Genomic DNA, 23,266 nt, shown 5'->3' on the forward strand with positions numbered 1-23,266 from the left:
TCATCGCTATAATAGCCGGAGCCAGCGGTGATAAAACTGCCGCGGTTGATTCTAACTCGGTATTACGCATAGCTATAAATTATACTGTAAATGAACGCACACCAAATAATCCTTTGGCAAACCTGGGTTTTTTAGGCTTTGACGGCGATAAAGCTGTTGGGCTAAAAGATATTTTGGCTAATATAAAAAAGGCAAAAACGGATGATCATATAAAAGGTATTTTTTTAGATGAGAGCCAAATGAGCGCCGGTGAAGCAACCGTTGAGGAGATACGTAACGCGCTGATAGACTTTAAAAAATCAGGCAAATTTATTATTGCCTACTCAGAGGCATATAGCCAAAGCTTTTACTACCTGGCATCAGTAGCCGATAAGATTTACATTAACCCTAAGGGGATATTTGAATTTGGAGGTTTTTCTTCGCAAGTCACTTTTTATAAAGGCGCGTTGGATAAGCTGGGTATAGAGGCGCAGGTAATTAAAGTAGGCACCTATAAAAGCGCTGTTGAACCCTATGTGCTTACCAAAATGAGCGATGCTAACCGTTTGCAGGTTACGTCGTACATGAATTCGTTATATGATCATTTCTTAACCGGTATAAGTGCCAGCCGCAAAATAAATAAAGACAGCTTGTATAATTATGCCAATCAGTTACGAATAAAGGAGCCTGAAGACGCGCTTAAATATAAACTGGTTGATGGCTTGAAATATAAGGACGAGATATTAAATGAAATAAAGGAACGTACCGGCATTAGTGGCAAGACTGATATAAAAAGTGTTGAACTGGCCGACTATACCGCCACCGAAACGAAAAATGACGTAGATGAAAATGGCCCGTCAAACAGCCGTATAGCCGTTATATATGCTTCGGGAGAAATTGGCGGTGGCGAAGGTAATGATAATAACATAGGGTCAGAAACTACATCAAAGGCTATACGCAAGGCAAGGTTGGATAAAAAGGTGAAAGCGATTGTATTGCGTGTTAATTCGCCGGGTGGCAGCTCGCTGGCATCTGATGTGATATGGCGCGAAGTAGCGCTTACCAAAAAAGTTAAACCCATTATTGTATCTATGGGCGATGTAGCAGCATCGGGCGGTTATTATATTGCCTGTGCTGCTGATAGCATAATTGCCGAGCCAAATACTATAACAGGTTCCATAGGCATATTCGCTATTTTACCTAACCTGCAAAAGTTGTTTAATGATAAGCTGGGTATAACATTTGATGGCGTAAAAACCGGCAAATACGCCGATCTGGGCGATGCGACCAGACCATTAACGCCTGATGAGAAGGCTATATTACAAAGTCAGGTAAACCACGGCTATGACGATTTTACCAAAGCCGTAGCCAGCGGCAGGCATAAAACACAAGCTTATATTAACAGCATTGGCCAGGGCCGCGTTTGGACAGGCGCACAAGCCCTTAAAATAGGATTGGTTGATAAACTGGGTAACATGGACGACGCTATAAGATCAGCCGCAAAAATGGCAGGGTTAAAAGAATATAAGCTGGTTAGCTATCCCGAACAAAAAAGCATTTTAAGCAATATTGGCCTAAATATGAGCGCGCACATAAAAATGAGCATCCTGCAATCTGAGTTGGGCGACAACTTCAAATATTATCAGCAAATAAAAGGTATTACTCAAATAACCCGTACACCGCTGGCCCGTATGGAGTATGAGGTGGTGGTGCATTAAGGGTTATAGTTCATAGATGATGGTTCATAGTTACCAGTTAACTACTATGAACCATGAACCACAAACTATGAACCATTAAAATTATTCCGCTATATTTATTGCTCCAATAATAAACCACCGGTCATGAAAAAAATTAGCTTGCTTATATTTAGTATCATCACTTTATTTACTATGCGCGTACAGGCGCAATTTGAAGGCTATAGCTGGAAAACATTAACTACCAACGGCAATTTTTTAATGCGCGAGGAAGCCGATTTTGTAAACGTAAATGGCTTGTTTTATTTAATTGGCGGGCGCAAGATACAGGAGATATCGGTTTTTAACCCTAAAACCAATACCTGGGCAACAGCTGCTAAACCGCCCATCGAACTGCACCATTTCCAGGCTGTAGTTTATAAAGATGAGATTTACCTGGTAGGTGCTATGACAGCAGGCTACCCGCATGAGAAGCCGGTTGAGAATATTTACATCTATAACCCTAAGCTGGATACCTGGCGCACTGGCGCTGTTATTCCTGCTGATAGAAGGCGTGGATCAGGAGGTGTGGTGATATATAAAAATAAATTTTACATAGCTGCCGGTATTCAGGACGGCCACTGGACCGGTAACGTGACCTGGTTTGATGAGTACGACCCCAAAACCGACCAATGGAAAAAACTACCCGATGCGCCAACCGCGCGTGACCATACCCATGCCGCTATAGTGGGCGATAAATTGTATTTGATAGGTGGCGTACAATCAGACGCGATGGAAAAGAAAGGATTGGAAAAGGTGGTGGCCGAAGTTGATGTGTACGATTTTAAAACCGGCAAATGGAGTATAGCCGATGCTAAGTTACCCATACCGCGTGCGGGTAATGGCTCGGTAGTGATTGGTAATGATATAATTATTATAGCCGGCGAAAGTAATAAACAAAAAGCAGCCCATAACGAGGTTGATGCTTACAACACCAAAACCGGTGTATTTAGAAGCCTGCCACCGCTGGTACAGGGCCGCCATGCTGTAGGCGCTATTTATTATGATAAAAAGATATATACCTGCGCGGGTGTGGGCAATAGTGGCGGCACGCCGTTGTTAAATAGTATTGAGGTGTTTAGTAAAGATTAATGCCTGCTAATACTACCGACGAAAAAAGCAATCTGCACCCGCGCAATAAACACCGGCAGCGTTATGATTTTGCGGCACTGATAAAGGTATGTGCTGATTTGGCACCTTATGTGTCGTTAAACCAATTTAACCAACTTTCTATCAATTTTGCAGATGCCGGGGCGGTAAAAGAGTTGAACAAATCCTTACTTAAATATTTTTATCATATTGAATTGTGGGATATCCCGGAAGGTTTTTTATGTCCGCCCATTCCGGGACGTGCAGACTACATACATTACGTTGCCGACTTGCTGGCCGCCGAAAACAATGGCGTTATCCCGACGGGCAGATCGGTTAAGGTGTTGGATGTTGGGGTTGGGGCCAATTGTATTTATCCGTTAATAGGTCATGCAGAGTATGGCTGGAACTTTGTGGGGTCGGATGTTGATCACCTGGCTGTGGCATCTGCCAATAACATTGTGGATGCTAATGAACTGGATAAGTTCATCTCCATCAGAAAACAAGCATCAGCTAAAAATATATTTAATGGCATCATCAAACCCGGCGAAAAGTTTGATTTGGTGCTATGCAACCCGCCGTTCCATTCATCATCAAAAGATGCCGCGGAAGGCACAAAACGCAAATGGCGTAACCTGGGCAAAAAGCAAGTAGAGACCTCGCTAAACTTCGGCGGACAAAGCCATGAACTTTGGTACGAAGGCGGTGAAGAACGCTTTGTACTCCGCATGATAGAGGAGAGCCAACAGTATGCAAAAAACTGTGGCTGGTTTACCTCGCTCATCTCAAAAAAAGATACCCTTACCAGTGGCTATCGGGCATTGGATAGGGCAGGCGCTACTCAAGTAAAAAACATCAGCATGTCGCAGGGACAAAAGGTAAGCCGTTTGTTGGCTTGGACGTTCAAATAAAAAAGCTCCTTAAATTTGGTGCTACCCATACTTTTCTTGCAGGAGAGTTTGCGGATATGTGGATTGCAAATCCGCTTATCAATTAGTCTGGGATTGTAAATTAGGACTAACAAGAGTCTAACACGCCTGATAAATGAAATTTTACAAACAATAAAGAAATAAACATAATCTATAAGAAAAAATTATGTTTAACACTTTTTTAGGGTGAATTTCACTTAATAAATTGATTATAAACTATTTAGCATAAAAATAAATTAAAAATGTGTTAAACGATGTTAAACGGATTTAACAAAAAAAAGCTGCTTTTTTACTTTTAAATTAAACTATTTCTGGCGCAACATGCATGGCTGGTTACTTTTTCAAGTCCGGATCAATTATCATAATTCCCGACGCTTCGTCAAGGCGCTTGTAGAGTGGTATTGGCTCAACGGTTACTATTACCTGCAGGGTGGGGTTAACAAAAGCCTCAAGCAGGTGGCCGCCATGCACCAGGCCGTCTTCGGTAGCCAGGTTAATATGAGCATGTACCACAGGGTTACCTTTAGATAGGGTAATATCACCAGCCAACGAGGTTATTTCGGCGAAATTATGCAGTTCATTTACCTTAAACATTTTACGCGTTTTATCATACCAGCCAAATTTTGATGAGCCGGCATCACCAATACCTACAAAGTGCGCGCTGGTAACTTTATATTTTACGGCAAATTCTTTAAGGCCCGATAGTATCTCATCGCCTTCGGCAAAAACAAGGCAATAGGTTTTGGTGGAACTATTGCTGCTAATCAGTTTAACCTTTACACCCGGCGACCGCCCGGTTTGCGGCGGTGTTGTTGGCGACACGTATTGTTGTGCTTTGGCGCTTATAAACAGTGTGGTTAAAATAAAGCCAATTAGTAATGATCTTGTTTTCATGGTAGTTATTGTGCTGATAGTATAAAATTAGAAATTACTGTTAAATTTAGGGCAGATATTTATTTTGATTATCAGGTAATACTAAACATTAAACCAGGAAATAAAAACTCATAACCATGAAAACTTTTGCATTATCCCTTGTATGTTCATTAATTGCTTTATTTACGTATGCCCAGCGGCCAGTTGCTGACCATGAAAAGGCCAAAGGCGGCGAGCTTACCATTCAGCCTATTACACATGCCACGCTGGTATTAAGCTACCAGGGCAAAAACATTTATGTTGACCCCACAGGCGGGGCAGCTGCCTTTACAGGTTTGGGCGCGCCCGATATGATCATATTAACCGATATCCACGGCGACCACTTTGACGCTAAAACTATTGATGCCATCAATACTAATCATGCTGTTATTGTGGTGCCTCAGGCCGTGGCCGATAAGTTACCCGCTACTACCGATAAAAGCAAACTGGTAATATTAAAGAACGGCGATAAAACTACCCAATTAGCCATAGCTATTGAAGCCATACCGATGTATAACCTGCCCGAATCGGCAACGGCCATGCATACCAAGGGCCGGGGTAATGGTTATGTGTTAACTATTGGCGGAAAAAATATCTATATATCTGGCGATACCGCTGATATACCCGAAATGCGTAACCTTAAAAATATCGACATCGCTTTTGTTTGCATGAACCTGCCTTATACCATGGATGTAGCTACCGCGGCAAAAGGCGTACTGGCATTTAAACCAAAAGTGGTATACCCATATCATTATCGCGGGCAGGACGTAAACCAGTTTAAGGCACTGGTAAATGCGGGCGATGCAAATATTGATGTGCGCTTGCGCGAATGGTACCCTGCAGCTAAGTGATTAAACAAATTATCCACATGGCACTACCAAACATATTTAAAAGAGAAGTTGCTGATGGCGTTATCAGCAGGATAAATAAGTTAACACCAGATACCCATCCCCAATGGGGAAAAATGACGGTGGCACAAATGGTGGCGCATTGCAATGTTTCGTACGAGATGGTGTATGAAGATAAACACCCCAAACCTAATTTTTTTATGGGCCTGATATTAAAGGCCCTGGTGAAAAACAAGGTGGTTACCGAAGTGCCTTATAAACGCAGTACGCCAACGGCCCCGGCTTTTATTATAAAGGATGAACGCGATTTTGAAGCCGAAAAGGCTCGGCTGATCGGTTATATCGAAAAAACACAGCAATTAGGCGAGGCGTACTTTGATAATAAAGCATCGCACTCTTTTGGCAACCTTACCATAACCGAGTGGAGCAATATGTTTTACAAGCACCTCGACCATCATTTAACGCAGTTTGGCGTATAACAGACTTACGAAGTTTTTAAAACTTCGTAAGTCTTGCAAAATTAATTTAGCTTATAAGCCACTATGGATTTACCCGAGAAAGTTGGCAAATAAACCGTGCGTGTAGCGGGGTTATAACCAATGTCGGCAGTTCTTTTATTGGTGGTGTGAGTGTCAAGCAGTAATTGTTTGGTGCCATTGGCCTTTACGTAGTAGAAATAACCGTCCCATTCGGTTACCAAAAAATCCCCATTGCCTATAGGTTCAATACCGTCGCCACCATGGGGTAAAGCGGTGATTTTGGTAGGTTTGCCACCGGCTGTTGATACATACATCCCATCGCCATCCAAAATATATAGCTTATTGCCAATGGCTTTAAGCCCGTTTGCACCTTTCATATTATCAAATAATACCGATGGCGTATTGTTAACTACTTTATAAACCTTGCCTACTTTGGTGTCGGTTACGTAAACAGCACCTTTGTCGTCAATGGTTACATCGTTCAGGTTTTCTGATCCCGGGATTTTTATCTTACGATCAATTTTACCCTTGCTTATGCTGATGGCTACTAATTCATCCATATCGGCAACATATAATATATCACCTTTTATGCCCAAGCCTTTTGGCGCGTTAAGGCCGGTTATCCAATTGGCATTAATAACTTTCCCGGCTGGAGATACTTTCGCAATTTCGCCTTTTCCATCCTTTGCCCAGGGCTCGCCATCAATTAACGAGGTGTATAAAACTGTTTTAGCGTACAATACCGATTCAGGGATTTTCAATACCGTATCCGTGGCCCATATTTGTTTCAATGAATGTTGGGCTTGCGCATTTGCAGCAATGCCAATAAGCGCAAAGGCCAGTACTAATTTTTGAGGTGATTTCATGAGGTTAAAATGTTTGATGGTTAAAATTAGGAGATTATAGTCATTTCCACAATAAACACAATTAATAAGCACAAACAATGGAGTGGGTAATATGTCGCTTATGTTACGGCCAATTAGCGCAGTAATTCTCTATACCGAAAAAATGAAAAAAAATTTGCGTAGTTAAATAGCTACATATATATTTGTAGTCAAATAGCTACACAATGAATTTACGAAGAGATGTATTTCAGGCCATTGCCGACCCAACCCGCCGGGCCATATTACTACTTGTTGCTGCCCAGGGGATGACCGCCGGGGCTATCGCAGCCAATTTTGGCACTGCCAGGCCCACCGTATCCAAACACCTGCAAATACTTACCGAATGCGAATTGCTTAAACAGGAGCAAAGCGGCAGGGAGGTTTATTATCACCTTAATGCAAAAAATATGAAAACGGTAGCCGATTTTATTGAACCCTTTAGACAGCTATGGGAAGATCGCTTTAATAAACTGGAAACTATAATGAAAACCTATAACCAAAATACTGATGGAACAAAAAACAAAAGTTAATGCCGAAGATGGCAAACAAGATCTGACCATTACCCGCGAATTTGATTTGCCTGTAGAGTTACTTTTTAAAGCCCATACCGATGCCGAAATTGTAGCGCAATGGATGGGAACTAAAGTAATAAAACTGGAAAGTAAAACACACGGGAGTTACCAGTTTGAAACCAGTGATGCTAATGGGAACGTGGTATTCAGCGCAAATGGCGTAATACACGAGTTTAGCCCCAATACGCGTATAAAAAGAACATTTGAAATGGAGAACGCACCTTTTGGCGTACAACTGGAGGTGTGTGAATTTGAAAAACTTAGTGATGACATCAGTAAAATTACCATACACACCATATATGAATCGGCTGCACAGCGCGACCAGTTGCTGAAACTGCCTTTTGCTATGGGTATTAATATGGCACATGGCCGTTTACAGGATGTAATGAACAAATTAAAATAAAGCACCATGAAAAAAAGAAATTTAATAATTTACTGGGCCGCAACGGCAATGCTGGCCTTTGGGATGGCCGCAAGCGGAGTTGCTCAGGTAGCTCATTCAAAAGATATGCTAGACCTGGTTGTGCCTTTAGGCTACCCCACCTATTTTTTATACATTATAGGTGTTTGGAAAATATTAGGTGTAATTGCCATTTTACTACCCGGGTTTAAACTGGTAAAGGAATGGGCCTACGCCGGTTTTTTCTTTTTGATGACGGGTGCTTTGATATCGCATTTAGCCAGTGGTGATTATAGTGTAAAGGGACTAATAGGGCCGTTTTTTCAGATATGTTTTATTATCTTGTCATGGTATTACAGACCGATAAGCAGAAAGATCATTTCAGTTAATTAATACAACATGAAAAAGGAATTATCATCCACGCAAAACGAAGAACTGATAGGTATATTAAAAGCCCGGTTCGAAAAAAATAAAGATCGTCATGCCGGGATAAGCTGGGCAGATGTTGATGCTAAATTGAAAGCTAACCCCAAAAAGCTATGGTCGCTCAACGAAATGGAAATGACAGGGGGCGAACCTGATGTTGTAGGGCAGGATAAAAGCACCGGCGAATATATATTTTACGATTGCGCCCCTGAAAGTCCAAAGGGTCGCCGCAGTTTATGTTATGACCGTGCAGCCCACGAAGCACGAAAGGAATATAAGCCCGAAAATGCCGCTATGGACGTTGCGGCAGACATGGGTATAGAAATGTTAACTGAAGAACAATACCGCGGCCTGCAACAGTTAGGCAAATTTGACCTGAAAACATCAAGCTGGATAAAAACTCCCGAAAATATACGTAAACTTGGTGGCGCCATTTTTTGCGACAGACGCTATGACACCGTTTTTACTTACCATAACGGCGCGGAGTCTTATTATGCGGCGAGAGGGTTTAGGGGAATGTTAAAGGTTTAGCAATGTTCTCGGCAAAGCCGGCCATCTGGTTTGCCGTACTTATTTAAAAGCAGGTCGTAACGCCAATGAGGTGGTTGTGCCCAATAATGCACCACCAACAACATCGCTGGGGTAATGAACACCCAAATACATACGGGAGTATGCTACGGAACCCGCCCATAAATAGGATGGAAGTACTACGTACCATTTTGGGTATGACCTTGACAACGCTGTGGCTATAGCAAAGCTTGTTGACGAATGCCCCGAAGGGAACGACGTACTGCCGGCATTATAAACGGCTACTATTTTTAAATTTTGTACAAATGGGCGGCGGCGCTTAAATATAGTTTTCATTAACAGGGTTAAGCCCAAAGTTACCACAGCGCTACTACCTATATATAAGGCGTTTTGGCGCATTTGGCTATCATGAGTGGCAACACCATCTATAAATAACGCGGCGGGTATGCTGTAGGCAACATAGCCCAGGGAGTTTGATAAAAAAAGCATTTTTTTTGTTTCTGTGTCATTGCGCTTTAGCGCCAGGTTGATCAGTGATTTATCATCAAACCGCTGGATAAAGTTATTCACCTGCGCAGCCTGAACTTTTACCTGTGCCGGGGTTTTGGTTTGCTCGGGGGTTTTAGGTTGTTCTTCGGTTTTGGTTTGCCCAAAAACATTACCCGCAAAAGGTAATGTTATCAGGAGTTGAAGGATGAATGCCGAATTGATCAACCATCTGCACTTGCTTATTTTTATAACCATATTACTGCATTATATTTTTATTTACGCTCAACTTAATGCAATTGACCTAACATAATGCCAATTTCACAAAATAACGCTAAAACAATAAAATAGTTCTAATCGAACAAAACAACAAAGCCCGATACTTTCATATCGGGCTATTGCTAACTGCTTGCTAAAAACTACTAATTCATTTACTTTTTTCCCTTCTTTGTTGCCGGTTTAAGTACTACAGCGAAGGGCTGTATAGCTTGGAACACATGGCTAATAGTGTCCGGACTAAGTGTTGGAATGCCCGTGGCAGTGCTATGGCAGGTAAAGCACGATTGTACAGGCGATTGGAAATAAGTTTCCATGGTACTGTTAGCCAATACGCTGGTACCTATTGCTACGCCTGCCGTATCAACTCCGCTATAGCTGTTGCCGCTTGGTGCTGTGCCACCTGGTGTCCAGGTTGCGCCAATTAACAGATAGTTGGCCCTAACATCACCAGTACTTAACATGCCGTGAATACTGTTGTTTATGGAGAGGATCTCGCTGTTTGATGCTGCCGAAGTTTTATCATTTTGATTGCTTGGTGCACCGGCAGGGCTTTGGCTTCCCCATGGCTGGGTCCTTAGTGTATTGCTTGGACTTATAGGGAATTTGTTATTGGAGAAAAGCGTATCCGTGCTGCCAGACGGGTTAGCAGTGTTTAAAACATCATAACTTACTATATGCGATACATTGGCCCCGGTGTCGGCAGCGTTTGCGGTAAATAACCAACCGGTGCCGCCATCCTGCGGTACGCGTATGGTATCTTTATTGGTATTTAAATACGAGTAAGCCGCATTTGGTGTATTGTTTTGATGCTCAAAGGTCGACCATATCATCTCCGGGTGACCTGCAACGCTTCCGGCAATATGTATGCCCACCATGGCCATTCTAACAGTTTTTGTTCCGTTGGGTATCCATACAGTGGTTTTTGTAGTATCATAGGTAGGTATAGTGGCCGTCATCAAAACATAGTTGCTTGAGTCAGGTAGGGTGCTTGCCTCTACCCATGATGATTTTACTTCCATTGCTAATGCGTTGGCATCAGGTAAGCTGCGTTTATGCGCTGTAGCGTAAAGTACAATAGCATCACGCTCTGCCTTGGTGGTTGGGAATTTTTTACGGAACGCCGGTACCTCATTAGCCAGGTTTAGGTATTCGGCATATACATCATTAACCAACGTTAGGTAATAAACCAACGACCCGTTTTGCGCTCTTAAAGCGTCGCCGGTGGCTTGGCCTTCTTCCGAGTCTACAACATTACCGTCACTATCCAAAAACACCTCTTTTTTACCCATTGTAAACCGTTGTACAAAATGGCGTGGATTTTTTTTGTGCTGAATAATAGCATGGGGATTGCTGATTGCTTTGCCGGCGTTATCCAAAAAAGCAAAAGTTGTTCCGGTTTTAACTACACTTTTAACTTCAGCTATTTTGCCCGTGCCATCAGTTACTAATTTTTTGGCTTTAGGGTTGGTGGTTTCTATCTCCAAAAGCTTACCGTTTTTAGCTTTTATAACAGGTAATCTGTTGGGGCCAAGTTTGGCTATATGTGCCGACATTTGAATAGGTGACCCAACTGTGTGTGCAATTAAAGTGCGGTTCCCTGCCGAATCGGGCGGCGTAACACTATAAAACTCCTTCGATGCCAGTACCGGGCCGCCATTAACGGGCGAGGTTACCCATAAAAACATACGTTCGGCCCATTGATAAAAGTCGCAATTGGTATTATTTGTGGGGAAGGCTACGCTGTTTGCCGGTGTTACAACGCCGTTAAGCGTTACATTCTTGTCGGCGAACCAGGTTTTAAAGCTGTCAGCACTGAGTGTACACGATGCTAAAACATCTTGCGGAAGCTGGCTTTTTGAACTTTGTTTTGGTGTGCATTTCCATAAAACAAACATTGACAGCAGTATTGCCGCGATAACTTTGGTGGATTTTTTCATGATGTGTGTGGTTTGTTGGTTGATTTTTTTTAGCCTGTTAATCGTATTTATTAATGAATATGATAATCTATTAAGCAATTAATAAATTATATAATTTAATATTAATTAATGATGATAATTTATAAATAACTGAATTTTAAATAATTCTATAATTATACACAAGATAATCTGTTTAATTATTATTTCATAATTATTTTAATATTATATAATGATTAATATCTGGATATTAATGGCGAAAAATATCTCTGTAAAGAATAGGACCGGGATCGACTTGCTGTGCCTGGCGTTTTATCGGAATGTTAATGGTTTAAAACCGAAAGCTTTTTTTTGTGTTGTACAGGTGTAATTTGTTCTTATATGGATATACCAATGATGTTTGAATTTCTGTTAAATGAAAAGGCCGTGTTGTCGTCTCCTGCAATTGGGGATAAGCATTGCACAAACTTTAAAAGTTCGGTTCAGCAAAATGTAAGAGCAGAGGGGTATCATGACCAAAATGAATTTACCGAAATTGATTTGTTTACCGGGCGGATACGAATCATTTGCCGCAAATGATCTGGTTTAATAAATTAGTGTAATGAGAAAATTGATCTTTGGCATTAACGTTAGTTTAGATGGTTGCTGTGACCATACAAAATTTAGCGGCGGTGATGATATACTCGACTATTTTGCTGCATTATTGCGTGATGTTGATCAGCTTGTGTACGGCCGAAAGACCTATGAATTGATGGTTCCATTTTGGCCGGAGGTAGCCAAAAACCAAAATATGGATAAGGCAGCAAATGGTTTTGCAGCGGCCTTTGATGCAGCCCAAAAAATTCTTGTATCCCGAACAATGGGCAAAAAACAGGACCCAAAAACAAAGGTCATCCGGAATAATTTAAAAGACGAGATTATTAAACTTAAACAACAACCCGGCAAAGCAATTTCTACGGGTGGTGTTGATTTACCCGCACAGCTCATGGAGATGGGTTTGGTTGATGAATTTCATGTAGTAGTTCATCCGGTAATAGTAGGCGAGGGTAGACGCTTATTCACCGATGCCAGTTTGCCCGAAAAGTTGGGGTTAAAGTTGTTGGATTCTAAAGTTTTGAGTTCCGGATGCGTAGCGCTTCACTATACAACATCAGAAAATACTCAGATTTGATTGTTAATATTGTGCTTTCAATGACGGTATGTTGCCGCCAATTGTGATAAGGTTTAGGTTAAAAGTCCCCGGCGGCGAGCGCTTAGGGGACTTTTTATGTATTTAAACAAAAATGCCAGCACCTTGTTAGTATGATAAAATTAAGCCCTTGAAAAAGATCATACTTGCATTATTATGCGCGCTAACAATTGAGGCCAGTGCCCAGGTCACAGATACGGTTACCAGCAAGCCCGCAGCTATAGCGGCTACGCCGGTTACGGTAAAACATGTTTATGACGATAGTAAGCCTGGTACGTTTGTTATACCGGCGGTGTTTGTGGCGTATGGTGCCCTATCATTTGTGGTAAAGCCAATACGTAACGTTGATTATTATTTTAAAGCACAGGTTGAACAGACAGCCCCAAACTTTAACTCTAAACCGGGCGACTATTTACAGCTGGCCCCCGCGGCTTTGGTATATGGTCTTAATCTGGTGGGTATTGAAGGTAAGCACCGGTTTGTTGACCGTACCGCATTACTTGCTCTTTCGGGCGCAATATTAACCGTTGCAGACGGATTAAAATATGGGGCAAAACGCACACGTCCTTATGGGACCGACCCGCTTTCTTTCCCGTCGGGGCATACGGGTGCCGCATTTCTGGCTGCCGAATTTTTGGCGCAGGAGTATTCTGATAAATCGCCCTGGTATGGCGTATTGGGTTATACCATGGCAACAAGTACAGCCGTTATGCGGGTGTATGGCAAGGCCCATTGGTTTAGCGATTGCGTAGCCGGTGCAGGTTTTGGAATGCTATCGGCAAAGCTGGCGTACCTGGTTTACCCCAAAATCCGCAAAGCGTTATCGCACAAAGACAAACAGGGCAGAAGCACCTCCATCATGCCAACCTATGAGTACGGTGCCCCGGGATTGGCTTTTGCCATGCAGTTGTAGCAGGGTTAACATAACTTAACACATTTTCAGTTATTTTGTCAATTAATATCTTGATAATCAATTAATTATGTAAAAAATTAAAAAAATGTGTTAACCATGTTTATAGTTAATAAATTGTTTTAAAGATTAAGTAAATAGTAAGCTATTGTATGGGTTTCCGTATTTGAGAGACCACGCCCTTGTTGATAAGCCCAACAACAGTGTGGGAGTTTTTCAACATCCTTTATTTGGTATAGCATAGATCACGCTGCCTGAAGCAGATAAATTGAAGCCATAATTTTCTGTAGTAGGAAGTGACAGTTGTTTCCATGTTTTGCCCCTATCAGCTGACCGGAATATACCATCTGCGCGACCGCATATTAAATATTTACCCACTTGCTTGATGGATAAAATATTTGATGAAGATTGAGGCCAGCCTATTTGTTTGAATAATATATTACTCCATGAAGGCTGAAGTTCTTCGCCTATGGCTTTCCAGGTTTTTCCACTATCTACCGAAAGATGTATGCTGTTTGTTTGGGTTATTGTATTGTGTACTATAGCAGCAAATCCTCCATCTATACGTTCCACAGCTATGCCAGCACCCCCTTCATTAAGCACACGATCCCAGTTTTGACCATCATCAGTTGATCTTAATATCCCCTCGTTATTGGTAGCTAGCAGTACACCGTTTAATTCTGTCAACCTCATTACCCCGTTTCCAACATTCACTTGTTTCCAGGTTTTACCACTGTTAGTTGATCTGAAAAGGCTGTTATTGGAGCCGATGAAAACGGTGCCTCCGGCAGTTTCAAAAACGCTGCATACTCCTTTCTCTTTATAATGCGTGTACATCCAATCTATTGTTCCGTTTAGGCGTACGGCCTGCTCTTGAAAGCTCGTGTACACGGGCGACCAGTTACCCGTTCCGTTTATTTTTTTTAAAAATTGCCCCCTAAAATTATATACATATATCCCATTTCTGCCAGAGGCGATATTACGCCTTTCGCCAGGAAAAATATCCGTTGTCCAAAAAGAAGTTGTTGCATCTGCTTCGGTATGGTAAATCCCATTTCCGGAACGTAAATAAAGCCCACGGTCATTCGCAAACAAACCATCTGCCTGTACACCTTCTCTCTGCAAATTTTTTGGCAGCCCTTTGCTAATATCCTGCCATGTTTGTCCGCCATCAACAGATTTAAAAATAACGTTGGTCACCGCCGATGATTTGCCCTCTTTTATGGGTTTCTTTTTGGCTTCCTTTTCTTTTAGCGCAAAAGAATTTAGTAGAAATAATACCAGTACGATTGCAGGAACAAATACAAATAATCTTTTCATTTTTTTTAAAATTTAAACTAAAACATATTGCTTTTTATGGGGCTACTGTAACATGGGGCACTACAACTTAATCTGCGCCACCGGCTTGCCCTTAATGTATTTTAACAGTCTTTCCATCATAGCGATACACGCCATCAGATGCACCAAACCAAATACTTCCATCGCGTGCTTCTAAAATCCCAAAAAGACCCTTTGTGGCTGACATAACTTCGGTTATAGCGGGATTTTTATTATATAAGGATTTTGCATCATAGCGCGAAAGGGCCCAGATGCCTTCCTGAGGGTTTACTTCGCCGGTAGTCCAGATATTTCCTTTTTTATCTTGAATTATATCACCAACTCCCTTCTGCGTTACCTTTGTAAAGGTTTTACCGTCATAACGCAAAAGACCGCTATCACCGTTTAACCAAATATCGCCTTTTTTGTCCCGGACCATATTACGAACATTGGTGAAGCTTTTTCCGTATTTAGCAGTAATACTGGTATATGTTTTTCCATCATAAATGCCAATATCGCCCCATGTACCAAACCACAAATTCCCATTTTTGTCTTCAACAATGGCATTAACAAGGTTTTTGGTCTGGTTAATCATCCAATAAGCTTCTGGATTTGAAAACCATTTGTGGTAAACTGATCTGGCAGAATCAGCCCGAACAGGGGGCGGTTCCTCGTTCATTTTAAAATTTCTAAAAGACTTTCCGTCATAACGGCTCGGTCCTTCTCTAGTCCCAAACCAAATAATACCGGCTTTATCTTCATAGATCTTAAAAACGGAATTACTGGGAAGCCCATCCTTTGTAGTATAATTTTTAAAGGATTTTCCATCGTAATAATAAACCCCCGATCCGATAGAAGCTAACCAAAAGTTTCCACGTCTATCTTCCAAAACATCCCAGAATCCGTGCGTATTTAATTTACTTGTGATATTGGTAAAGGTTTTTCCATCGTAACGGATAATCCCTTTGGTTGAAACAAGCCACATGTCGCCCTTTTTATTTTGCTTGATGGTACGAACGCTACTGTTGGGTATGTAGGAATCAGATATGTTTTTGGATTCCGTTTTGCTTTGTCCTTTACAGGCAATGCAAAAAGCTAACATTAGGACCAAGATGTGAATGGGTGTGTATTTCTTCGTTTTTCTTTTATTTTTCATATCCTATAAAAATGCTTCAGCGAAATTACTTTGATATATTTCCGTTTAAAGAATTTGGATTGTAAATAAAAATGTAAACTTTGTAAATAAAATATTGACACTATGCATCTTAGCCGAAATCTGCTTTCCGGGAATGCCAGATACCTTTATGGAGGGCTAATGCTTTTGCTTATTGCTGTGATATGCGCGGCTTTCAGCATGGTGGGCAATGACGATTTTGACATCGCCAGAAGGGAGATTTTGCTCCGCCGGATAGGGCATGAACTGCTGTTGCAGTCGGGCGACAAAACCTCAAGGGTGCTCCCCATATTAAATATCGCCGAAAATGAATACCAGATCAGGTTTGAAAATGAACTTACTTTTAAACCGGACTCGCTGGTGAACACCACCCAACGTTTGTTAGCCAAGGACCCGCTTGCACATGATTATATTGTTAATGTTTTGAAGTGTGGCAACACAGGTGTTGTTTATGGGTTTGCTATATCCCAAAATATAAAAGATGATATTGTATCCTGCAAAGGAAGAGTGCAACCTACCGCATGTTATATTATCAACATTAAATTTAAACCTACCGTCATAAATAATTTAGCCCGGAATAAATATTTGCTGGGCGGCCTGCCAATTTTAGCATTTGTTGGTTTTGTTTTTTTGAGAGCAGCTAAGCCGCGGAGAACTTTACCTGAGGTTCAGTATACTGATAGGTTAACTTTAGGAGCGGTATTGTTTGATGCCAAGAACCGCAACCTTATAATAAACGGCAAAACAATAGACCTTACCGGAACTGAAACGCGTTTGCTGCGGATTTTAGCGTTATCTGCTAACCAGACTATAGCAAGAAGCCGCTTACAAAAAGAGATATGGGAAGATGAAGGTGTTATTGTAGGGCGCAGCCTGGATATGTTTATATCAAAATTGAGAAAAAAGTTGGAGGCCGATCCCAATATCAATATTGTTGTTATACGCGGCAAAGGGTATAAGCTGGAGATTAGTGCTTAAGTGGAATCAGTGAATAATTGAACTATTAAATGGGTAGTCTTGAAATAGTCAACCTATTTCAGGACTACTCATCATTACCTTATATAATTGTCTTCCTGCTGCTAAACCTATTTTTAGGATCTTTGCTAAATTCTTCCTTAATTCTCTTTAGCTCATCATAACTTTGCATAAAATAATCTCTGGTAGGCACACCATCGTCTTTAAAACTAATAAATGATCCGCTTGTTTCCGGGAAATCACGTTTCCTGCAAACTTCTATCCAGTCTTCTGCGCGGTTAACATATTGGTGTACATTATATTGTTTACCTAATTTAATATCTTCTTCGCCCTGGTCCCACCAGGCCTGGTATTGAATGGTATATTTACGTTTTTTGTATGGAAACGCACTGCCGTACGGAAAGCCCGGGTCTTTATAATTAGCGTAATAGGTTCCCGAAATGGCACCCAGCGTTGCGTAGCAAAGCAGACCGGCTTTTTCTCCTTCGTCAAATAATAAGTCAGACTGAAGGCTGGCAATCAATGATTCGCGGCCCTTATCATTCCATTCTTCTGCCGTGAGCCTTGATGTGATTTTATGAGGGGCAGGAGCATCCACATCTGGTGGAATATATTCTGCTTGTAACAAGGCATCGCTATTTAAATCACTTAGTTTAAATAAATTTTTAGCACCTTTCAGGGGCCTGTTGCGGCCAAGTAAAGGGCTGCTTGATGTTAACCTGTCCCATGAATCAAAATTATGCGGCTGGTTCTTTTCATTGACAATGCCCGGCGGAATAATGGTTACTGTAGTAGGCAACATATCAGAAAACCATACCTTCATGTGTTGGTATAATTCTTCTTTTGATCCTGCAAAATAACCATAGAAGGTACATGAATGTACAGTTTCCCTAATTGGTATGGGTTCTTTTGGCGTTGGTATAGCCATTATCATCAAATTTGTGCCTATAAGCTGCTGGTTTTTATCTGCAGCTATCCAATCTTCCCAGTGCTTTAAAACAGTAAATGCCGGCGTGTATTGCCACACCGCGTTAAACTTTATAGTTGTTGTTGGTAATTGAAATGTTTTGATAACCAGCTCGGTTACAATACCGTAGCTAAAACCACCGCCACCGCGTAATGCCCATAATAATTCTTTTTGTTCACATTCTGGCGTTAGTTCAATTGCTTCGCCATTACCCAATACTATTGTAGCCCCCACAATACTTTCACAACACATACCATAAATGCGTGTCCATGGACCCCAGCCGCCACCCATGCTAAAACCTGCAATGCCTACCGTGCCACAAGTTCCGTGTGGAACACATACATCGTGTTTAGCAAGTTTTGGAATAAGATCCTGAAATATATTGCCGGGCTGTATCCGTGCAACACCTGCATTTTTATCAACTTTTACATCTGTCATTTCCGACAGGTCTATCAAGATGGTATCAGTACCCGAGCATTCCCCTTCATGATCATGCCCGCCCGAACGTACCCTGATAACGCAATCATAGTCGGCAGCTATCTTTACCGCTTGCTGTACATGTTCTGTACATTTGCATAATACAATAGCTAATGGCTTGAATTGAAATTTGAGATTAAATATTTGTCGTTTGCTTCCGTAAGCTGCCTGGTCCGGGCCGCAGTCGTACAATATTTTTGGAGATTTCCCATCATGAGAAATCCCCTCCAATAATTTAATTACTTTTTGCATTGGTATAAGGTTTAGTGTTTAGATGTTGTGAATATATTAATAAATATATTTAGTTTGTTTATAATGCAATAATTAATTTTAATGAAACTTAAATTGATAAAAAGTTAGGTAGGCACCTAAAAAACAAAAAGCACGATAATTTCATATCGGCTTTCTGTCGATTCCTTTTAGAAGTATTCAGAATCCCGATTTAAATCGGGGCCTGTCTATCAGTTCCACCTGGTATTTAAATCATTTTAAAATAAATTCAGGCCAGGGCCGGTGAGGGATCACTTAAACATTATATAAGGTTATTTACTATCTTAGTAAACCAATTACCTCAATTAATGAAAAAAACCTACTTTATTGTTTTGGGTGCAATATGTACTTTTAGCGCGTTAAAATTGCAGGCGCAAACAAAATTAACTTTAGACCTTACCAAACCCGGCGTAACAGTAAGCCCAACTTTGTACGGGCTGATGACCGAGGAGATAAACTATTCTTATGATGGCGGCCTTTACGGCGAACTTATACGCAACCGTATTTTTAAAAATGACCCTGCCAAACCTGAAAGCTGGAGCGTAGTGCAAGAGGGCGGCGCAAAAGCCAATATTAAATTAATTGGTGCCGACCCTGAAAATGTGGCCCCGGTGGAACAGGTTAATGCCATTAATGGGGCGCTCACTACCTGTTTGCGGTTAATTGTAGAGAAAGGCGGCGCCCGGTCGGGGATTGCCAATACAGGCTATTGGGGAATACCCGTAAAACCCGCCACTACGTATAATGCCTCTTTTTACATTAAAGGCGGTGTAACCGGTAGCTATAACAATCCAAAAGCTATTTACTCAGCACCTTATAGGCCAACACCTTCGGCAGCGCCGGGAGTTGAAAATAACGAACCCGGACCAATTACCGTTAGCATTGAAAGCAATGATGGTAAAACAGTTTATGCGTCGGGTACAGTTAACCTGTCAAAGTCTATTTTCTGGAAAAAATATGAACTAAAGTTAACTACAGCCGCTAACGTAAAGCCAACAACCAATGCCCGCTTTGTAATTTCAACCAACCGCAGCGGCATTTATTATTTTAATTTAGTGTCGTTGTTTCCTCCTACTTATAATAACCGCCCTAACGGAAACAGGAAAGACATCATGAAACTAATGGCGGATATGAAGCCAAAATTTTTACGCTTTCCCGGAGGTAATTTTTTAGAAGGCAATTATTTAAACGATCTTTTTCCATGGAAAACTACGTTAGGGCCACTGGAAGAACGCCCCGGTCATCCCGGTAGCTGGCAATATCGTGCTTCGGATGGTTTAGGCTTATTAGAGTTTTTAGAGTGGTGCGAGGATTTGCACATGGAGCCATTATTATGTGTTTATGCAGGATATGGATTAAAAGGCGACCATGTTAACCCGGGGCCGCTTTTAAAACCTTATGTTGATGACGCCTTAAATGAAATTGAATATGTAACCGGCAGCGTTAACACTTATTGGGGCGCAAAACGCGCTGCCGACGGGCATCCGGAACCATTTAAATTGACCCATATTGAAATTGGCAATGAAGATAATTATGACAGGCAATGGACGTACGATGCCCGTTTTAACCAGTTCCGCACAGCTATTAAAAAGAAATATCCAACCCTGCGAACTATTTCTACCGTGGCCGATACCTTGACAGGACAAGCCGTAGTGACCAATGGCAAAGCCTATATGGTTGACGAACATTACTATCGCCGTGCATGGCAAATGGAAGAAATGGCTAACTGGTATGATAGTTATGACCGTAAAACCAGCCCTAAAATATTTGTTGGCGAATGGGCCACCCGCGAAGGAGCACCAACTACCAATTTAGATGCCGCCTTAGGCGATGCCGCCTTTATGACGGGGATGGAACGCAACAGCGATATTGTATTACGATCGTGCTATGCACCATTATTTGTAAATGTTAACCCGGCTAACCCTGCAACAGGCGCGCCGGTGGGTATGCAGTGGCCATCAGATTTGATAGGTTATGATGGTTTAACAAGTTATGGTTCACCATCTTACTACGCGCAAAAAATGTTCAATACCAATTTGGGCAATAAAGTGGTGCCAATGAGTGTAATTAATTTACCCATGCAAAAAATGACCGTGCGCGATACCACGGCAGGCATAAAACGCGGCAACACTGTCCCTCGCCCAGAGAGACCTTCATTATATTACGTGGCTACTAAAGATACTAAAACAGGTACTATTTATTTAAAAGTGGTCAACATATCAGGCGTTGCACAACCTGTAACGTTAAACTTAAAGGGTGCTAAAAGGGTATCTGCAAACGGTACTATTACCGTATTAAAAGGAGATACGCTTGATGATACCAATAGCATAACCGACCCCGAACATGTGGTGCCGGTAATAGCTAAGCTAAACGGTATAAGCAAAACATTTAATCATAAGTTTGACCCGTATTCTATCACCGTGGTTAAAATAAACACCATCGCCGGTAAATAGTCTACATCTTCTCTGCCTTTGAAGAGAGATTACATAGGTTAAGTTAATCATTATTCGGTTGACAGAACAGGTCAAATCTCGCACTTTTTTAAGGACTTTGAGTCATCACCAAACGTTATTGATAGTAAAAGTAATACCCAGGTAAAATATTACCCTTCCAAAACGGTAACAAACCCTATCATTTTGGAATGGTACCTTATGAAGTTAAAAATGCAAAAGGGGGTTTTTAACTTGCAATCAAACATTACTAACAATAGGCATTCTTTTAGATAGGAGGTTTTCATGGAAACAAAAATCACACCGTCTGCCAACGTATTGATTATTGATGATGAGCAAGGTTTAGCGGCATTGATAGCACGAATATTAGAACTGGAGGGCTTTCATCTTTTTAAGGCCTATACCGCCAAAGAGGGCTTAAAAACTTTAATGCTGGAAGATATACACGTGGTAATAAGCGATGTGAAGCTGCCTGATATAAATGGGGTTGAACTGGTAAAACTTATCAAAGAAAAGAAGCCCTATGTAGAAGTTATTAATTTAACGGCCCATGGCACCATATCCGATAGTGTAAAAGCTATAAAAAATGGCGGGTTTGATTACATCACCAAAGGCGATGATAATGATAAAATTATCCCACTGGTTTATAAGGCTGCCGAAAAAGCACAGTTTCAATTAAGGGTATTTAACCTGGAGGCGCGCATAACGGGCAAATATAGTTTTGATCATATCCTGGGTAAATCAAAAGCGATAACACAGGCTATTGATATCGCCAAAAAAGTTGCTCCTACCGATACTACCGTATTACTATTAGGCGAAACCGGAACCGGTAAGGAAGTATTTGCCGAATCTATCCATTATGAAAGCAGCAGGCGCCTGCAACCTTTTGTGGCGGTTAACTGCAGCAGTTTCCCGTCCGAATTATTAGAAAGCGAATTGTTTGGTTATAAAGCAGGCGCGTTTACCGGGGCATTAAAAGATAGGAAAGGCTTATTTGAAGAAGCCAATAACGGCACTATATTTTTAGATGAGGTGGGCGAAATGAGCCTTGAACTGCAAGCCAAACTATTAAGGGTATTAGAGAGCCGTACGTTCATAAAAATTGGCGATACACAAACCACCAAAGTAAACATTCGCATACTGGCGGCCACCAACCGCGACCTGCAAAAAGAAGCAGACACCGGGCGTTTTAGATTAGACCTATTTTACCGGCTATCTGTTTTTACCATTAAGCTACCATCATTAAATGAGCGGAAGGAAGACATTGAATTAATTGCCAAACACTATCTTAAACAGTTTGCCGATAAAGTAAATAAGCGTGTTGAGCGCATGAGCGACGAGTTTTTGCAGGTACTTACCCAACATCAATGGAAAGGTAATGTGCGTGAATTAAAGAACGTAATTGAACGTGTTGTAATACTTGCAGAAAAAAATATTATTGGGGTTGAACTATTACCTATAGAATTTAGAACCACGTACATAGACACTGAAGCGTTGGACCTGGAATCAATAGAGAAACAACATATTTATAAAGTGTTAAACCATACCCACGGTAATAAAACAGAAGCTGCCAGGTTATTAAATATTGGGTTAACCACACTATACCGCAAGCTGGAACATTATACCCTCGCCTGATCATCACACCTATTTGATAAAAAAACCCTTCCAAAATGGAAGGGTTTTTTTATTGGCATCAGCTTAGATCAATTTAACTTTATTTCAATGTATTAATAATCAATTGTTTATATAAAATTTTTAAATGTTGGCATCTGGTTGGTATCACCCTTTTCGAAATCAGAGAATTACATAGAAACCCCCACTATCATTTTATTTAGTGACGACGGACAGGTAATTAACTGCTTGATTTACTAAACTTTATAAAGTTAACAATCAAAAAAAACAATACAACTATATGAACACGATCATTCTCTTTTTTACCATCCTGCTATGCTGGTGGTTCATCTTTAAATCCATCGACTGGTTCGAAAAAATCTGAAAACTATGTTAGCACTATTCATCATTTCAATTGCGGTTTTCATATACATGGTATATGTACTGCTTAAACCCGAAAATTTTTAAC

General features: G+C 41.2%; 23 protein-coding genes. 16 read left to right on the forward strand and 7 right to left on the reverse strand.

Features of this window, described 5'->3' with window-relative positions; genetic code table 11:
* From sppA to rlmF, 3 genes are all read left to right on the forward strand, one after another.
* Positions 1-1,697, forward strand: a 1,697-nt coding sequence (gene sppA / locus ABI367_RS09025) for a signal peptide peptidase SppA (protein ID WP_462231053.1), incomplete at its 5' end; no start/stop codon positions are given.
* 123 nt (positions 1,698-1,820) lie between these two features.
* Entirely contained in the window at positions 1,821-2,804 is a 984-nt protein-coding gene (locus ABI367_RS09030; RefSeq protein WP_462231055.1) for a Kelch repeat-containing protein, read from the forward strand.
* Positions 2,804-3,712 carry a 23S rRNA (adenine(1618)-N(6))-methyltransferase RlmF gene (gene rlmF / locus ABI367_RS09035; protein WP_462231057.1) on the forward strand — a complete coding sequence of 303 codons (909 nt, stop codon included), beginning with the start codon at positions 2,804-2,806 and terminating at the stop codon, positions 3,710-3,712. Before ABI367_RS09030 ends, rlmF begins: the two co-directional genes overlap by 1 nt.
* 351 nt (positions 3,713-4,063) lie before the next feature.
* Here the strand turns inward: rlmF and ABI367_RS09040 are convergent, their stop codons facing one another.
* Complete coding sequence (locus ABI367_RS09040) at positions 4,064-4,624, reverse strand: PPC domain-containing DNA-binding protein (protein WP_462231059.1); 561 nt, start codon at positions 4,622-4,624, stop codon at positions 4,064-4,066.
* Positions 4,625-4,740: 116 nt separating this feature from the next.
* On the opposite strand from ABI367_RS09040, the gene ABI367_RS09045 reads away from it, so the two are divergent.
* Both ABI367_RS09045 and ABI367_RS09050 read left to right on the forward strand, forming a co-directional pair.
* On the forward strand, positions 4,741-5,493 hold the full coding sequence (locus tag ABI367_RS09045; RefSeq protein WP_462231061.1) for an MBL fold metallo-hydrolase: 753 nt from the start codon (positions 4,741-4,743) through the stop codon (positions 5,491-5,493).
* Between the two features lie 17 nt (positions 5,494-5,510).
* On the forward strand, positions 5,511-5,969 hold the full coding sequence (locus ABI367_RS09050) for a DUF1569 domain-containing protein (RefSeq protein ID WP_462231063.1): 459 nt from the start codon (positions 5,511-5,513) through the stop codon (positions 5,967-5,969).
* A 41-nt stretch (positions 5,970-6,010) separates the two neighbouring features.
* On the opposite strand, the gene ABI367_RS09055 is transcribed toward ABI367_RS09050, so the two are convergent.
* The gene (locus tag ABI367_RS09055) at positions 6,011-6,835 is read right to left on the reverse strand and encodes an SMP-30/gluconolactonase/LRE family protein (RefSeq protein WP_462231065.1); all 825 of its coding nucleotides are present in this window, start codon (positions 6,833-6,835) and stop codon (positions 6,011-6,013) included.
* A 203-nt stretch (positions 6,836-7,038) separates the two neighbouring features.
* On the opposite strand from ABI367_RS09055, the gene ABI367_RS09060 reads away from it, so the two are divergent.
* The 4 genes from ABI367_RS09060 to ABI367_RS09075 are packed head-to-tail and all read left to right on the forward strand — an operon-like array spanning position 7,039 to position 8,782.
* The gene (locus ABI367_RS09060; RefSeq protein ID WP_462231067.1) at positions 7,039-7,383 is read left to right on the forward strand and encodes an ArsR/SmtB family transcription factor; all 345 of its coding nucleotides are present in this window, start codon (positions 7,039-7,041) and stop codon (positions 7,381-7,383) included.
* Positions 7,361-7,828: an SRPBCC family protein gene (locus ABI367_RS09065; RefSeq protein WP_462231069.1), complete on the forward strand. Its 468-nt coding sequence runs from the start codon at positions 7,361-7,363 to the stop codon at positions 7,826-7,828. Before ABI367_RS09060 ends, ABI367_RS09065 begins: the two co-directional genes overlap by 23 nt.
* 6 nt (positions 7,829-7,834) lie before the next feature.
* Positions 7,835-8,218, forward strand: coding sequence for a DoxX family protein (locus ABI367_RS09070; RefSeq protein WP_462231071.1), 384 nt, complete (start codon positions 7,835-7,837; stop codon positions 8,216-8,218).
* Positions 8,219-8,224: 6 nt separating this feature from the next.
* Complete coding sequence (locus ABI367_RS09075) at positions 8,225-8,782, forward strand: DUF4256 domain-containing protein (protein WP_462231073.1); 558 nt, start codon at positions 8,225-8,227, stop codon at positions 8,780-8,782.
* Between the two features lie 39 nt (positions 8,783-8,821).
* Here ABI367_RS09075 and ABI367_RS09080 read toward each other — a convergent pair whose 3' ends face one another.
* Positions 8,822-9,523, reverse strand: a complete 702-nt coding sequence (locus tag ABI367_RS09080) for a phosphatase PAP2 family protein (protein ID WP_462231075.1) — start codon at positions 9,521-9,523, stop codon at positions 8,822-8,824.
* A gap of 173 nt (positions 9,524-9,696) precedes the next feature.
* On the reverse strand, positions 9,697-11,481 hold the full coding sequence (locus ABI367_RS09085) for a hypothetical protein (RefSeq protein ID WP_462231077.1): 1,785 nt from the start codon (positions 11,479-11,481) through the stop codon (positions 9,697-9,699).
* A 369-nt stretch (positions 11,482-11,850) separates the two neighbouring features.
* Between ABI367_RS09085 and ABI367_RS09090 the strand changes: the two genes are divergently transcribed.
* From ABI367_RS09090 to ABI367_RS09100, 3 genes are all read left to right on the forward strand, one after another.
* Positions 11,851-12,036 carry a hypothetical protein gene (locus ABI367_RS09090; protein WP_462258072.1) on the forward strand — a complete coding sequence of 62 codons (186 nt, stop codon included), beginning with the start codon at positions 11,851-11,853 and terminating at the stop codon, positions 12,034-12,036.
* A 22-nt stretch (positions 12,037-12,058) separates the two neighbouring features.
* Entirely contained in the window at positions 12,059-12,628 is a 570-nt protein-coding gene (locus ABI367_RS09095; protein WP_462231081.1) for a dihydrofolate reductase family protein, read from the forward strand.
* Between the two features lie 148 nt (positions 12,629-12,776).
* Positions 12,777-13,559, forward strand: coding sequence for a phosphatase PAP2 family protein (locus ABI367_RS09100; RefSeq protein ID WP_462231083.1), 783 nt, complete (start codon positions 12,777-12,779; stop codon positions 13,557-13,559).
* Positions 13,560-13,772: 213 nt separating this feature from the next.
* Here ABI367_RS09100 and ABI367_RS09105 read toward each other — a convergent pair whose 3' ends face one another.
* Together ABI367_RS09105 and ABI367_RS09110 are read right to left on the reverse strand one after the other, a co-directional pair.
* Positions 13,773-14,876 (reverse strand): WD40/YVTN/BNR-like repeat-containing protein, encoded by a 1,104-nt coding sequence (locus ABI367_RS09105; RefSeq protein ID WP_462231085.1) that lies wholly within the window; start codon positions 14,874-14,876, stop codon positions 13,773-13,775.
* Positions 14,877-14,967: 91 nt separating this feature from the next.
* The gene (locus tag ABI367_RS09110) at positions 14,968-16,029 is read right to left on the reverse strand and encodes a ligand-binding sensor domain-containing protein (protein WP_462231087.1); all 1,062 of its coding nucleotides are present in this window, start codon (positions 16,027-16,029) and stop codon (positions 14,968-14,970) included.
* Positions 16,030-16,188: 159 nt separating this feature from the next.
* On the opposite strand from ABI367_RS09110, the gene ABI367_RS09115 reads away from it, so the two are divergent.
* Positions 16,189-17,025 carry a winged helix-turn-helix domain-containing protein gene (locus ABI367_RS09115; protein ID WP_462231089.1) on the forward strand — a complete coding sequence of 279 codons (837 nt, stop codon included), beginning with the start codon at positions 16,189-16,191 and terminating at the stop codon, positions 17,023-17,025.
* Positions 17,026-17,104: 79 nt separating this feature from the next.
* On the opposite strand, the gene ABI367_RS09120 is transcribed toward ABI367_RS09115, so the two are convergent.
* Complete coding sequence (locus ABI367_RS09120; RefSeq protein ID WP_462231091.1) at positions 17,105-18,718, reverse strand: FAD-binding oxidoreductase; 1,614 nt, start codon at positions 18,716-18,718, stop codon at positions 17,105-17,107.
* 326 nt (positions 18,719-19,044) lie between these two features.
* Between ABI367_RS09120 and ABI367_RS09125 the strand changes: the two genes are divergently transcribed.
* The 3 genes from ABI367_RS09125 (at position 19,045) to ABI367_RS09135 (ending at position 23,265) form a co-directional block, all read left to right on the forward strand.
* The gene (locus tag ABI367_RS09125; RefSeq protein ID WP_462231093.1) at positions 19,045-21,189 is read left to right on the forward strand and encodes an alpha-L-arabinofuranosidase C-terminal domain-containing protein; all 2,145 of its coding nucleotides are present in this window, start codon (positions 19,045-19,047) and stop codon (positions 21,187-21,189) included.
* Between the two features lie 282 nt (positions 21,190-21,471).
* Entirely contained in the window at positions 21,472-22,821 is a 1,350-nt protein-coding gene (locus ABI367_RS09130; RefSeq protein ID WP_462231095.1) for a sigma-54-dependent transcriptional regulator, read from the forward strand.
* Between the two features lie 366 nt (positions 22,822-23,187).
* Complete coding sequence (locus ABI367_RS09135; protein ID WP_370633098.1) at positions 23,188-23,265, forward strand: potassium-transporting ATPase subunit F; 78 nt, start codon at positions 23,188-23,190, stop codon at positions 23,263-23,265.
* Position 23,266 lies beyond the last annotated feature (1 nt).

The organism is Mucilaginibacter sp., assembly GCF_039935595.1.
Taxonomy (GTDB): domain Bacteria; phylum Bacteroidota; class Bacteroidia; order Sphingobacteriales; family Sphingobacteriaceae; genus Mucilaginibacter.

Bases quoted from the DNA above. Each gene is read 5' to 3' on its own strand.
- ABI367_RS09040 (WP_462231059.1), bottom strand. From the start codon at position 4,624: ATGAAAACAAGATCATTACTAATTGGCTTTATTTTAACCACACTGTTT.
- ABI367_RS09120 (WP_462231091.1), bottom strand. From the start codon at position 18,718: ATGCAAAAAGTAATTAAATTATTGGAGGGGATTTCTCATGATGGGAAA.
- ABI367_RS09070 (WP_462231071.1), top strand. From the start codon at position 7,835: ATGAAAAAAAGAAATTTAATAATTTACTGGGCCGCAACGGCAATGCTG.
- ABI367_RS09115 (WP_462231089.1), top strand. From the start codon at position 16,189: ATGCTTTTGCTTATTGCTGTGATATGCGCGGCTTTCAGCATGGTGGGC.
- ABI367_RS09045 (WP_462231061.1), top strand. From the start codon at position 4,741: ATGAAAACTTTTGCATTATCCCTTGTATGTTCATTAATTGCTTTATTT.
- ABI367_RS09125 (WP_462231093.1), top strand. From the start codon at position 19,045: ATGAAAAAAACCTACTTTATTGTTTTGGGTGCAATATGTACTTTTAGC.
- ABI367_RS09095 (WP_462231081.1), top strand. From the start codon at position 12,059: ATGAGAAAATTGATCTTTGGCATTAACGTTAGTTTAGATGGTTGCTGT.
- ABI367_RS09085 (WP_462231077.1), bottom strand. From the start codon at position 11,481: ATGAAAAAATCCACCAAAGTTATCGCGGCAATACTGCTGTCAATGTTT.
- ABI367_RS09130 (WP_462231095.1), top strand. From the start codon at position 21,472: ATGGAAACAAAAATCACACCGTCTGCCAACGTATTGATTATTGATGAT.
- ABI367_RS09135 (WP_370633098.1), top strand. From the start codon at position 23,188: ATGTTAGCACTATTCATCATTTCAATTGCGGTTTTCATATACATGGTA.
- ABI367_RS09075 (WP_462231073.1), top strand. From the start codon at position 8,225: ATGAAAAAGGAATTATCATCCACGCAAAACGAAGAACTGATAGGTATA.
- ABI367_RS09065 (WP_462231069.1), top strand. From the start codon at position 7,361: ATGGAACAAAAAACAAAAGTTAATGCCGAAGATGGCAAACAAGATCTG.
- ABI367_RS09050 (WP_462231063.1), top strand. From the start codon at position 5,511: ATGGCACTACCAAACATATTTAAAAGAGAAGTTGCTGATGGCGTTATC.
- ABI367_RS09055 (WP_462231065.1), bottom strand. From the start codon at position 6,835: ATGAAATCACCTCAAAAATTAGTACTGGCCTTTGCGCTTATTGGCATT.
- ABI367_RS09060 (WP_462231067.1), top strand. From the start codon at position 7,039: ATGAATTTACGAAGAGATGTATTTCAGGCCATTGCCGACCCAACCCGC.
- ABI367_RS09110 (WP_462231087.1), bottom strand. From the start codon at position 16,029: ATGAAAAATAAAAGAAAAACGAAGAAATACACACCCATTCACATCTTG.
- ABI367_RS09105 (WP_462231085.1), bottom strand. From the start codon at position 14,876: ATGAAAAGATTATTTGTATTTGTTCCTGCAATCGTACTGGTATTATTT.
- ABI367_RS09080 (WP_462231075.1), bottom strand. From the start codon at position 9,523: ATGGTTATAAAAATAAGCAAGTGCAGATGGTTGATCAATTCGGCATTC.
- rlmF (WP_462231057.1), top strand. From the start codon at position 2,804: ATGCCTGCTAATACTACCGACGAAAAAAGCAATCTGCACCCGCGCAAT.
- ABI367_RS09090 (WP_462258072.1), top strand. From the start codon at position 11,851: ATGATGTTTGAATTTCTGTTAAATGAAAAGGCCGTGTTGTCGTCTCCT.
- ABI367_RS09030 (WP_462231055.1), top strand. From the start codon at position 1,821: ATGAAAAAAATTAGCTTGCTTATATTTAGTATCATCACTTTATTTACT.